Source organism: Priestia sp. SB1, from assembly GCF_038898415.1.
In genome coordinates this window covers 297941-310615 of the sequence record NZ_JBBJSS010000004.1, presented here as the reverse complement: position 1 = coordinate 310615, position 12675 = coordinate 297941, and the positions used below count along the sequence as shown (strand labels likewise).

Below are 12675 nucleotides of genomic sequence, written 5' to 3'. Positions count from 1 at the left end.
ATCGAACAGTGAAGAGCTGTTTAAAAGTAGGGGGGAAGTAAATGCCGTTACAAAACAAGCATCTAGCAGTTGTGTTACAAAATACATATTTACCGTTTATTTTTGAAGAAGCAGAAGCTCTCGGAATTAAAGTGACGTTTTTTTATAACCAAGAAGAAGTAGAACCTAAGCATCTTAAAAACGTACAAAATTTCATACCCATTGATTTATTTCACACCCCAGACAAAGCTCTTGAGATTATTAAAGCAGAGCATCACAAAAATCCTTTTGACGGCATTATGACATTATATGAGCCTGCGTTAGAGTTTGTAGCTCAGCTGACAGAAGAATTAAACTTACCGGGCTTATCACCGTTTGTGATTAGTAACTGTCGCAACAAACAGAAAATGAGAGAGGTTTTAAAAGATAATGATCTTAACACTCCGTATTTTAAAGAGGTTGAAAATACGGAGGAATTAACGAATCTTTCACTGCCTTATCCTGTCGTAGTAAAACCTTCTAACGGATTTTCCAGTCAAGGTGTATCACGAGCGAATAATAAAAAGGAACTGATTTACAGCATAGAAAAAGTAAGACGCGTAAATGAAGAAGACCTAAGTAAATTCACAAAAAATAAAACGAGCATGGTAATTGAACAATTTATAGACGGCCCAGAGTTTGCTATTGAGACGTTTTCTGTAGAAGGAGAAGTTTATGTACTTTCTATAGGTTATAAAGGAAATTCCAAAGGACCTTTTTTTGAAGAAGGTGTTTATATAGCTCCAGCTCCCCTAGAAGAAAACGTTTTGGAATCTATTTCGCAAGAAGCAGCTAGGGCAGCAACCGCTTTAGGGATTGAGAATGGCCCCGCCCATATTGAATTACGCTTGGACCCAGCGGGAAAACCTTATGTGATTGAAATAGGAGCGCGCATTGGAGGGTCTGGGATTTCTCATTATATCGTAAAAGAAAGTACAGGTATTAACTATATGGAGCTAGTTTTTCACTATGTATTAGGATTAAAACCTCCTGTATTAAAAAAGGAAAGAAAACGAAAGAAAGTGGTGGGCAACTACATTATCCCTGTGCAAGGCCATGGGATTTTTAAAGAAATTCGAGGCTTAGAAGACGTGCGTAGAGACACTGAAGTAAAAAGGGTTATTCAATTTATAACTGAGGGGACAGACATTTTACCATATCCGCACTTTTCAGGTTACCCTGGATTTATTTTAACCACTCATGACTCTTATTACGACTGTGAACAGTATTACAGCTATTTGGATAACAAAGTAAAAATCGTTTATCAAAATAAAGTAAACGCATAGGGGGTATCAAAGGCTATGATAGTTGCAGAGTCGTCTAGTAAGAAAAATCAGCAGCTTCAAAAGATTAGTATTATCCATACCTTAGGGCCTGAAGGAACAAATTGTGAAAAAGCAGGCTATCTGTGGTTTGAACGCCAAAGCATACAAGGTCAGGTCTTTTTGCATCAAACGTTGGAAGAAGCTTTAGTTCATGTAAAAGAAACAGAGAGTTCTGCTCTACTAGGCTGTGCGGTATATCCTTACTTACATGATATTGTGTTCAAAAATTTAACTAGTTTAGAGCTAGTAGATAGCTTTATTATGCCAACGTATAACATGGTGCTTGCCTCAAAAGAAGAGGTGATAGCGAACAACAGTTTATTAATCGCTTCACATCCTGCCCCTGTTGATTTAGCTCATTCTATCAGTCCCAATGTTCAGTTAGTAAATAGTAATGCTCAAGCGGCGATTGATTGCTTAGAAGGAAAAGTAGACGCATGTATTACAACAAGTAAAGCCGCTAACGAGCAGGGGTTAACAGTTTTAAAAGATTTTGGAGAAGTGCCGATGTGTTTTACGCTCCATGGAAGAAAATAGGCTTAACTTTAAAAAAGAAATAAGGTGAAACAGTGATTTCTAAATTAACCCGTATTCATGTACATCTTTTGTTTTGTCTATTAGCCGTCATCGGGGGAACGACATGGGCTTTTCAAAAGACTGGATTAAAGGATAGCTTGCCTCTATGGTCAGCAGGTATGAGGTTTTTAATTGCTAGTTTAATAATTGCCCTCTACCTCTTATTCACAAAAAAAATGGCCGTTTCAAAAGAAGTAGTAATCATTTCAGCATTAAACGGAATTTTGTACTTTGCTCTACCGTTTGGTTCTGTTTATTGGGCATCCGTCTATTTGCCAAGCGGGCTTGTTTCCGTTTTAGCTGCCAGCATTTCAGTGTTTGCTCTTTTATTTAATCGCTTATTTAAAGGAACACCCGCTACAAAAGGGCAAAAGATAGGTGTAGTCATGTGCCTAATTGGTATGAGCGTTGTGTTTGGAAATCAGCTGTTTATACAGGGAAATGTTATTCAAATAGTAGCCATGATTGTCATTTTAATGGCTATGCTAGGTTCTGCTTTTATAACTGTTCAAGTTCAATCTCGCATAAAATCCTTGCCTATTATGACCTTTAATTCTTTTTCGATGCTAAGTGGAGGCGCTTGTTTACTGATTGTTAGTTTATTTATAGAGAATGGAAACCGCACTTTCTCTGGGGTTAGTCTTATCTCATTATTGTACTTGGCTATTATAGGATCGGTCTTGGGGTTTTCTATTAATATTTATTTATTAAAAAAATGGCATATATCAAAAGCAACGGCGCATCTATTTATTTCACCGGTTATCGCCTTATATGTAGGATTTGTCTTTTTAGGTGAAACATTAAACAAACAGGTCTATATAGGTACAGCGTTTGTAATAACGGGGGTTATATTTATTAACTTGAAAAAGCAAATAGAGAAAAACACACATAACTCTACTCTTAAATCATCTAAAAATATTTCTGCTAAGTAGCTGTTCTAAAAAAAGGAGGGTTTTAATCATGTTAACAAAAAATCATACTCAAAGTTTAGTGGAGTTATTAAACGATAAAATAGTACCTGCTCTATATGAGATAAGAAAATATCAGGGCCCAAATGGAGAGGTCAAAAGAAATTACGAAACAGCTAGAGAGCTCTTATTAAAAGTAGTTACTGAAACTGAAACAATATATAACTCTTTAAATTTACCTGAAGTGTGGAATGCATTAAAAAATGACGTATGTGATTGGATTGAAAGAGGACTCGATCAATCTCCTTATTTTGATCAAACGTTAATTGCTTATAGCCCGCCTGCAAACGGAGAGGTGACGTTCTTTTTAGGACCGATTGTAACGCCTAATGGCCCTACAAAAAGAGGGTTTTATTTAGAAGCCTTTATCGCCGTTCGTGATGAACCTGAAATCATGAACTCCATTGAAGCAGACCTTCCTCATCCTAAAAATGGATGTGAATCTTTAAAGCTGTTGGCTGGTACTCAAGGATTTATGGAAGGGAAGTGTATTGTATTTTTCCCTGAGAATGTAAAAACAAAAGAAAAGGTAACAAGTCAAAACTTCGCGATATTTTTCTTTAATAAATTTCACAGCATATACAATGATGATACATTAAAAAGAGCGTATTCTATCTTTCCTGATTTTAACTTTAAATCTCATACTATGAATAGAGAAGACACCTATCAGGCAAGGGTAATCTGGGGATATCTACATGATTATTACCATCACTGCGGAAATAAACCTTTTGACCAGCATATACAGGCAAAAATGAATTTTTTTGCAGGCATACTTGAAGAAGTTAAAGTAGACTGTCAGACGGTGCTGACTCTTCATAAAAGAAAATATCCTTTTTGGGAAGAGATAACAGAATTTGTTCTCTTTGAACGTCTATTAAGGTATCCTAGTCAGCATAATGCACCTCGAAACTTTGATTCTGGCACAGGATTTTTTCTTTTTAGCTGGTTAGTTGTAAATGGGCGTTCAATTTCCCGAAAAGAAGACCATGCTTATTTAGATTTAGACATGTGTTTGAAGGAACTAGACCTTTTAGTAAAAGAAATTGAACAACTTGAAACAATTCAAAGTGACTCTGGCTATAAAGAAAAAGCTGAACGCTATGTTCGAAAATACTTACTGCCTAGTGAGAACGGTGATAAATTTGTTATCCCGGACAATTACTTTATTAATCAGCAAAATAAAAAGATTGAAGTTCCATACTTACTATTCGATGACCATAATCTTTAAGGAGAAGGTGCACTAGTGACTGGTTTGCATTTAAGTAAAATAGGAAGCAAAATGACTAATAAAGTAGGCGTTCGCGCTATTATGCATGACATCCAAGAAGTGCTCAATTCTGGTCTCAATCAATATGTGAATTTAAGCGCTGGCAATCCTGCCATACTCCCTCAAGTTTATGAAATGTGGGAAGAAGCTTTAAGAGATATTGTGAACGACAAACAACTAAAGAATTTGATTAGCCAATATGGTTCTAGTTACGGTACGTATGAATTAATTGCATAAGAGAATACTTCTTTAGGAATTATCGTATTGAGCTGGACAGAGAACAAATCTTAATCACTTCAGGAAGTCAAAATCTGTTTTTTTTAGCTATAAATTCATTTTGTGGTACAAGTAAAGAAGGAAGAGTTAAAAAAGCATTAATACCTATGCTGCCGGATTACGCTGGGTACAGCGGAGTGGCACTAGAGGAAGCTATAATAGAAGGAATTCCTCCTATCGTCTCAAAGCTTGATCATCATACGTTTCGTTATGAATTTAACAAACAGGCATTCAAAGATAAAATAGCACAGGACCCAGATATCGGAGCTGTCGTATTATCAAGACCTAATAATCCAAGCGGCAACATTCTTTCAAAAGAAGCCGTACACTTTATATCCCAAGTATGCAAGGACTATAACATTCCATTGCTAATTGATTCAGCGTACGCACCTCCTTTTCCGGCTATGAACTTTGTTGAAATGAATCCAATTATACATGACAACATCATTCACTGCATGAGCCTTTCTAAAGCCGGATTGCCTGGAGAGAGAATAGGAATTGCTATAGGAAAAAGTGACTTCATAAAAGTAATGGAAGCATTTCAATCAAATATTTTGATTCACTCTTCTAGGTTAGGTCAGCGGATGGTGGTTAACACCTTAAAGAACGGAAATTTACCTGGAATTTCAGCTAACTATATAAGAACTCATTATAAACAAAAACATGACTATTTAAAAAATCTTTTAACTACACATATGCCGGATGATATTCCTTGGTATTTACATAAAGCGGAAGGTTCGTTGTTTGGTTGGCTTTGGTTAGAAGGTTTGCCTTTCAGTGATAACGATCTATACAATAAATTAAAAGCAGAAAACTTGATTGTAGTACCAGGCGGATCATTCTTTCACGGCAACCGGTCTTGTCCTCACAACCAGGAGTGCATTCGCATAAGTCTTACTGCTACAGATGAGGAGTTAAAGAAAGGAATTGATATTCTTTCGTCAGTAGTCAAGAAAGTATACAGTTCAGATTTTATATGTGAAACAGAAAAAATCTAATTTCTTAAAGATTTAGAAGTGCAACTAATACGTAATCATAAAAGGTCCAAGTTTATAAGTTAAAGATTGCTTAAAGAAGACAATAACATCCAATTTCTTTTGGAATTGGATAATTTTTCGCAATGAAAGACTCCTATATTTCTGCTAGCATATGAACCACGTCAAGAAATAGCAAGGAGGCTTTTATTTTTATGATGAAAAAACTAGTAATTGCTATCGCAATGCTTATCCCGAGTTTTGGTGCAGGTTACTCAGCATTTGCTGCAGCACCCGCTCATGAACAGCACATTCAAGTAAATAAAAATGATAAAGAACTATTAGCTCGTCTTGTATCAGCTGAAGCCAAAGGAGAGCCATACGCAGGCAAAGTAGCCGTAGCAACAGTTGTATTAAATAGAGTCGACAGCAGCAAATTCCCTGACACTGTAAAAGGCGTTATTTATCAAAAAGGTCAGTACAGCCCAGTCAGCAACGGTCAAATTAATAAACCTGCAGACAAAGGTTCAAAAAAAGCTGTAGAAGAAGCAATTAATTTCCAAGGTCAAGGAAAAGGTTCATTATTCTTCTTTAATCCTGATAAAACGGGAGATCAATGGCTGCGCCAAAAACAAGAAACAATTAAAATAGGGCATCATGTATTTGCAAAATAATAAAAAAGCTAATGGCTAGCTACGTGCTGTCATTAGCTTTTTTAGTTATGTACATAACATAAACAGTAGAACAACCTTCGAAATTAGAATTTTATGGTAAAATAAAAGAGGTCATTCGTAATTAAAAATATGAGGTGATAACTTGAAAGAGAATATGATGTTTGCTTGGATAGCTTCATGGTTAGCTCTTGTTGGTCAGCTCATTTTTTTATGGGAGTAGCGCTTGTTACAGGGGATTGGCGCTACATGATGTGGAGTTTTATGATAAGCATAATCGTAGGTATACCTAGTATAATGGGTACCTATAAACGAAATCAGCAGCTAAAAGCATACAAAAAATAAGGAATATCGTATTGAAACGCGTTATGAAAGACTTAGAGAAATCTTCTAAGTCTTTTTTTGTTTGGGTATAAAAAGACAAGAACCGTACTCCGTTCTTCTAAAAAAAGTACTTTTTACATAGTTTATCAATACAGAACATTTGATAAACACGCGGAGGAGTAAACATGAAGGAGCAGCCTAATTTTTTGTTGATTATGGTGGACGAAGAACGATTTCCACCCGTATATGAAAGTAAAGAAGTAAAAAAGTGGCGAAAAAAACATTTAAAAGCACATGAATTTTTAAAACAGCATGGAATGGGGTTTACTCGTCACTACGTCGGTTCTACAGCCTGTTCACCGAGTCGAGCTACATTGTTTACAGGGCAGTACCCTTCCTTGCACGGAGTGACCCAAACGCAAGGTATCGCAAAGAAGTCACAAGATCCTGATATGTTTTGGCTGCAGCCTAATACCGTCCCAACGATGGGAGATTATTTTAAGCAGGCTGGGTATCAAACCTTTTATAAAGGAAAATGGCATATTTCTGATGAGAACATCTTAATTCCAGGAACACATAACGTTTTTTCTAGCTACCAGATGCAAACAGGAATACCGGATCCAGAAAAAGAGCGCCTCTATCAACGGGCTAATAAGCTTGAAAAGTTTGGTTTTTCAGGGTGGATTGGTCCAGAGCCGGAAGGGAGAAACCCGCACAATTCTGGTTCATCTGCGGCCATTGGAGTGAGTGGACGAGACGAAATATATGCAGAGGAAATCATGGAGCTTATTCAACGATTAGAATATCAAAAGACTGCGCAGCCTTGGCTCATGGTAGCTTCGTTTGTGAACCCGCATGACATTGCGCTGTTCGGAGCGATCACCAAACACCTTGCTATGTTTCAGTTTTCTATTGATGAGACAATTCCGAACATTGAGCCGCCACCTACTATTAGAGAATCTTTACAAACGAAGCCTAGCGCTCAAAGCAGCTATAAATACATCTACCCAAAAGCGCTGCAGCCGACGCCAAATTCTAGTTTCTACCGGCGCTTATATTATCAGCTTCAAAAAAATGTTGACAAACAAATTTTGAAAGTCCTTCAGACTATAGAACAATCTTCGTTCTATGACAATACCATTATTATTTTCACGTCGGATCACGGTGATTTGCTGGGGGCTCACGGAGGACTACATCAAAAATGGTACAACATGTATGAAGAGTCGATTCACGTGCCGCTTCTCATTCATAACAAGCATTTGTTTCCTAGTTATCAACGTACAGACGTACTGACTAGTCACGTTGACTTGATCCCGACAATGCTTAGCTTGGCTAATATCGATGCTTCCGCTGTTCAAAAGCAATTGCAAAAAAGTCATACGGAAGTACATCCATTTGTTGGGCGAGACCTCTCAGGAACGTTGCGAGGAGAAACATCGCTCTATCAAGAAAAAGCACCGATTTTCTTTATGACGGATGATGACCCGACAAAAGGACTTCACCAAACAAATTTTTTAGGAGAAAGCTATCCGTCAGTCGTTCAGCCTAATCACATTCAAGCGGTCATTGTCGAGTTTCAATCAGCCGCAGGAAAGGAAATCTGGAAATACGCTCGATACCATGATAATTCGCAATTTCGGTCAGCACCTAACGAAAAAGATGAAGTCATCCACCGAGAGCAATATGAAAGTTACCCTGTAGATCTTACTAACCTTAAAGAAACATCGGTTCCGGATCAAATTGAAATGTACAATTTGACCAAGGATCCGTTAGAAACAGTAAATTTGGCTCATCCGTATTTTTCAACAAATGAAACAAGGAAAATTCAGCGGCAGCTTGATGTTATTCTTAAAGAACAACTCAGGAAAAAACGGATTTTTCCGCAAAGTGGAAGCATGTACCAGGAGCTTCCGTCTAAAGATAGATAAAAAATAGTTTCGACGAGTTCAAGCCTAATATTGGTGTAAGTAGAAAAAGGTATATTTAATATTTTAGTATATAAATAAAAAAACTGATGATACTTGTGCTATGTTACTTATTGTGATTTGAGCAGTACTGGATTTTAATTCGTTAATAATACTTAGATAAAGCAAATAAGTGCTTGTAATATCTTTCTTTTTTGCCTTTATTTTTACACAATAAAGGTAAAAACAAAATAAAATGCAGGTGTTAATATTATAATAAAAAACTTTTTAAGCCCATATATTCCTAAGTAACTTTTCGGAAATTTAAGCATAAATTAATTCTATAATATTAAAAAATAAAAATTATTTCTTGACTTCTGTAAAATTTATACACTATAATCACTTTTAACAACTAACAAACATTATTTGGCAATGAAAAGGACATGAATTAGGTGCCGTTTTCTTCGCAGAGAATAGGGTCAGCGGCTGGGAGCCCTTAAGAAATCATCTAATTTACCACCTTAGAGCTATTGCAGGGAATGTGCATAACTGAAACTGCAATCGGTAAAACCGTTATCTTTTTTGAGCGTAAAATGCATACAGGTATTTTACGGAATTAGGGTGGTACCACGACCGCATTCGTCCCTTCACTAGGGATGAGTGCGGTTTTTTATGTAGAAAAAATGAATATACAAGCATTGAAAAGGACATGAATCATTTTTGGATTTTCTTTACAGAGAGTAGGGTCACTGGCTGAGAACCCTTAGAAAACGAAATGAATTTACCACCTTGGAGCTGCGGCGGGGAATGTGTATACACTGAAACTGCAACCGGTAAAACCGTTATCTTTTTAAGCGTAAAATACGTATAGGTATTTTACGGAATTAGGGTGGTACCACGGCCGCATTCGTCCCTTTACTAGGGATGAGTGCGGTTTTTTTGTTGAATAAAAACATATTGGAGGAATGAACATGTCAAAACAAATGGAAGCAGAAAAACGAAATCATCAAAAATTAGGTCAAGAACTGGAGCTGTTTATGTCGATGGAAGAAGCTCCTGGTATGCCGTTTTTCTTACCTAACGGAATGATTGTTCGAAATGAGTTAGAAAACTACTGGAAACAAAAGCATTACAAAGCAGGCTATCAAGAGATAAAAACTCCCATCATGATGAAACAGGAGCTATGGGAACAATCAGGGCATTGGGAGCACTATCATGAAAATATGTATTTTTCAAATGTTGACAAACAAAACTATGCGATTAAACCGATGAATTGTCCGGGAGCCATTTTATTGTTTAACAGCAAGCGAAGAAGCTACCGAGAACTTCCGATTCGATACGCAGAACTTGGATTGGTTCACCGTCACGAGCTTTCGGGCTCTTTAAACGGACTGCTAAGAGTCCGGTCATTCACACAGGACGATGCGCATTTATTCGTAGAACTTAATCAGATTGAAGCTGAGATTAGCCGCATTCTAGCGTTTATCCATGACTTTTATTCACATTTTGGCTTTGATTACAAAGTGGAGCTATCCACACGTCCTGAAAAATTTATGGGAGATATTGAAACATGGAATCAAGCAGAAAAGTCGCTTCAATCGGTGCTAAATGAAAAAGGCTTAAACTATCAGGTAAATGAAGGAGACGGAGCTTTTTACGGGCCGAAAATCGATTTTCATATTTTAGATTCCCTAGGCCGCAGCTGGCAGTGCGGAACAGTTCAGCTTGATTTCTTAATGCCAGAGAAGTTTGACTGTATGTATATTGGAGAGGACAATAAACCGCACCGTCCCGTAATGATTCACCGCGCTATATACGGTTCCGTTGAACGATTTATGGCCATCTTGATTGAACATTATGAAGGTCAATTTCCTCTTTGGCTGGCTCCTGTTCAATTTAAGCTTTTGCCTATTGCACCGCCGCATGTGGAATATGCGTACAAGGTGAAACACGAGCTGGAGTCACAAGGGTATCGTGTTGAAGTGGATGATCGTATTGAAAAAATAGGTCTGAAAATTAGAGGAGCCGAAATGCTCAAAGTTCCTTATATGGCCGTAATAGGAGATAAAGAAGTAGAAAATAAATCGCTTGCTATGCGAAAGCACGGGAAGAAAAACATTGGAACAGTAAGTGTTGAAGAGGCAGCTGTACACTTGAATAAAGAAATGGATTCAAACAGAGTTTATTGAAGCCATTTACCTTGCTAAATAGAAAAATCCGATTTTTTTAGTCGGATAGTGATTCCCTTCATCTTGTCTTACACCAAAATGAAGGGAATATTGAACTAGAAGGGTATAAGATAATATATATCAGCAGTATAACTTTTGCCTTAGACAAACGCCGGTATTTTATGAAAAAAATTATCTTGTTCCATTCGAATCGTTTGTACGGGGGAAAGCTGAATCTTCATTTGACAATTTGTTCATAGGTTGCTGACCTCGCTTCTTTTTAGAAGGAGAATAAAAAAGAAATTTAAACATAAAGTACACTCCTAATGCTAGTAAAATACAGCCAATAAGTAAGTTAAGCATCTCTCTCCGCCCTTCATACGCTTCAGTTTTCATCATTATAACACCCGTTGAGGTAAAACATTCATCGTTCTGTAAATAATCCCTATGTCAGGAATTTATATTTGAAGATAGGTAGCGAAAAAAACTATCTGGAAATGAATCTATTTATTTTTTAGAATATTAATTTTATTCAAACTTATTATACATAATCACAACGATGATTTCTTTATTTAGTTGATAAAGACAAAATAGAGAGAGAGTAAGAAATCGCTTACAAAAACTCTTGAAATATATATAATGATATTAGTATACTAATAGACAAGTTAGTAATTATTTCTATATAATTACTTCTGTATCTGAAGTAAAAACGCGTAGTCAAATAGGAAAAGACGTCATTTTTAAGTTTTTTAATGGATGAGTGGCAACAGAGAGGAGAGAGTGCAATGGGAAAACTATTTAAAAAGAAGTCAATCGAGCAATTATTAGAACAAAGTCAAAACAAATCTCTAGTCAAAACATTAGGGGCATTCGATTTGACTCTTCTTGGTATTGGAGCCGTAATAGGAACGGGGGTTTTAGTTTTAACAGGCTTAGTAGCTGCTAACGATGCGGGGCCAGCCGTTATTTTTTCTTTTATACTGGCTTCTATTGTATGCGGTTTTGCAGCGCTGTGCTATGCGGAATTTGCTTCAACTATACCTGTATCTGGGAGCGTTTACACCTATACATATGCAACCATCGGCGAAGTGGTAGCACACTTAATGGGATGGACATTGCTTTCCGTCTATTTATTAACGATGTCAGCAGTAGCAAATGGATGGTCTTCTTATTTTAATAATTTTTTAGAAGGCTTTGGTTTTTCACTCCCAAAAGAATTGATTACGATCCCTGCAAACGGAGGCCTGGTGAACCTTCCTGCTATTTGTATTACCCTTCTTATTACATGGCTGCTTTCAAGGGGAACTAAAGAAAGTAAAAAAGTGAATAATTTTATGGTACTTGTTAAATTATTTATTATCCTTCTCTTTATTATTGTAGGGGCTTTTTATGTGAAGCCGTCTAATTGGACTCCTTTTATGCCTTATGGAATTGAAGGGGTTGTGACAGGGGGAGCGGCCGTATTTTTTGCTTTCTTAGGTTTTGATGCTTTATCTACATCAGCAGAAGAAGTAAAGAACCCGCAGCGCAATTTGCCAATTGGAATTATTAGTTCACTCGTGATCTGCACGATTATTTATGTAGCGGTATGCCTTGTTATGACTGGAGTTGTTTCGTACAAAGAACTGAACGTTCCAGAAGCAATGGCTTATGTTCTTCATTCAGTAGGACAAAATGCAGTGGCAGGAGTTATTGCTGCAGGAGCTGTCATTGGAATCATGGCTGTTATTTTCGCCTACATTTATGCAGCAACACGAATTTTATTCTCAATGAGCCGCGACGGCTTGCTGCCAAAAGCATTTGCTAAAACAAATGAGAAAACGGGAGTTCCGACTCTCTCCACTTGGCTAGTAGGAATTATCGGAGCGTTAATTTCAGGATTTATCGATTTAAAAGAACTTGCGAATTTAGCAAATATCGGAGCACTTTTAACTTTCGGTATGGTGGGCGTCAGCATTATCATCTTACGCAAAACGCACCCGACTTTAAAACGTGGATTTACAATGCCGTTTGTCCCGGTTTTACCAATTTTATCTGTATTATCTTGTTTATTTTTAATGATTAATCTTCCTAAAACAACATGGCTATATTTTAGCATATGGATTGTGCTTGGTATATTTGTGTATATAGGTTATTCTCGTAAACACAGTCGATTAACAAGTAAAGAAATGAAAAAAGCGAGTTAGAAGCAAAAAAAAGAGCCT

9 protein-coding genes, 1 pseudogene and 2 other annotated features are annotated in these 12675 nt (G+C 36.9%); of the genes and pseudogenes, 9 read left to right on the top strand and 1 reads right to left on the bottom strand.

Features of this window, described 5'->3' with window-relative positions; translation table 11 throughout:
- Positions 1-41: 41 nt before the first annotated feature.
- From WKH56_RS16730 to thrS, 8 genes and pseudogenes are all read left to right on the top strand, one after another.
- Positions 42-1304, top strand: coding sequence for an ATP-grasp domain-containing protein (locus WKH56_RS16730; RefSeq protein ID WP_310884469.1), 1263 nt, complete (start codon positions 42-44; stop codon positions 1302-1304).
- A gap of 15 nt (positions 1305-1319) precedes the next feature.
- Positions 1320-1880, top strand: coding sequence for a hypothetical protein (locus tag WKH56_RS16725; RefSeq protein ID WP_063247991.1), 561 nt, complete (start codon positions 1320-1322; stop codon positions 1878-1880).
- A 32-nt stretch (positions 1881-1912) separates the two neighbouring features.
- Positions 1913-2851 (top strand): DMT family transporter, encoded by a 939-nt coding sequence (locus tag WKH56_RS16720; protein WP_014460068.1) that lies wholly within the window; start codon positions 1913-1915, stop codon positions 2849-2851.
- Between the two features lie 28 nt (positions 2852-2879).
- Positions 2880-4115, top strand: coding sequence for a DUF6421 family protein (locus WKH56_RS16715; protein WP_063247990.1), 1236 nt, complete (start codon positions 2880-2882; stop codon positions 4113-4115).
- 15 nt (positions 4116-4130) lie between these two features.
- Positions 4131-5428, top strand: a pseudogene (locus WKH56_RS16710) (valine--pyruvate transaminase).
- A gap of 191 nt (positions 5429-5619) precedes the next feature.
- Positions 5620-6078: a cell wall hydrolase gene (locus WKH56_RS16705; RefSeq protein ID WP_033579000.1), complete on the top strand. Its 459-nt coding sequence runs from the start codon at positions 5620-5622 to the stop codon at positions 6076-6078.
- A gap of 506 nt (positions 6079-6584) precedes the next feature.
- A complete protein-coding gene (locus tag WKH56_RS16700) occupies positions 6585-8327 on the top strand; it encodes a sulfatase family protein (protein ID WP_310884471.1) in 1743 nt (580 codons plus the stop codon).
- Positions 8328-8726: 399 nt separating this feature from the next.
- Positions 8727-8953: a binding site (T-box leader), on the top strand.
- A gap of 39 nt (positions 8954-8992) precedes the next feature.
- Positions 8993-9221 (top strand) — a binding site (T-box leader).
- Positions 9222-9274: 53 nt separating this feature from the next.
- Positions 9275-10492 (top strand): threonine--tRNA ligase, encoded by a 1218-nt coding sequence (gene thrS, locus WKH56_RS16695; protein WP_063247986.1) that lies wholly within the window; start codon positions 9275-9277, stop codon positions 10490-10492.
- 171 nt (positions 10493-10663) lie between these two features.
- On the opposite strand, the gene WKH56_RS16690 is transcribed toward thrS, so the two are convergent.
- Entirely contained in the window at positions 10664-10867 is a 204-nt protein-coding gene (locus WKH56_RS16690; protein WP_310884472.1) for a hypothetical protein, read from the bottom strand.
- 389 nt (positions 10868-11256) lie between these two features.
- Here WKH56_RS16690 and WKH56_RS16685 point away from each other — a divergent pair, with 389 nt between their 5' ends.
- Positions 11257-12657: an amino acid permease gene (locus WKH56_RS16685; protein ID WP_048020877.1), complete on the top strand. Its 1401-nt coding sequence runs from the start codon at positions 11257-11259 to the stop codon at positions 12655-12657.
- Positions 12658-12675 lie beyond the last annotated feature (18 nt).

Coding starts and splice junctions, on each gene's coding strand:
- WKH56_RS16730 (WP_310884469.1), top strand. CDS start 42: ATGCCGTTACAAAACAAGCATCTAGCAGTTGTGTTACAAAATACATAT.
- WKH56_RS16725 (WP_063247991.1), top strand. CDS start 1,320: ATGATAGTTGCAGAGTCGTCTAGTAAGAAAAATCAGCAGCTTCAAAAG.
- WKH56_RS16715 (WP_063247990.1), top strand. CDS start 2,880: ATGTTAACAAAAAATCATACTCAAAGTTTAGTGGAGTTATTAAACGAT.
- WKH56_RS16705 (WP_033579000.1), top strand. CDS start 5,620: ATGATGAAAAAACTAGTAATTGCTATCGCAATGCTTATCCCGAGTTTT.
- WKH56_RS16700 (WP_310884471.1), top strand. CDS start 6,585: ATGAAGGAGCAGCCTAATTTTTTGTTGATTATGGTGGACGAAGAACGA.
- thrS (WP_063247986.1), top strand. CDS start 9,275: ATGTCAAAACAAATGGAAGCAGAAAAACGAAATCATCAAAAATTAGGT.
- WKH56_RS16690 (WP_310884472.1), bottom strand. CDS start 10,867: ATGAAAACTGAAGCGTATGAAGGGCGGAGAGAGATGCTTAACTTACTT.
- WKH56_RS16685 (WP_048020877.1), top strand. CDS start 11,257: ATGGGAAAACTATTTAAAAAGAAGTCAATCGAGCAATTATTAGAACAA.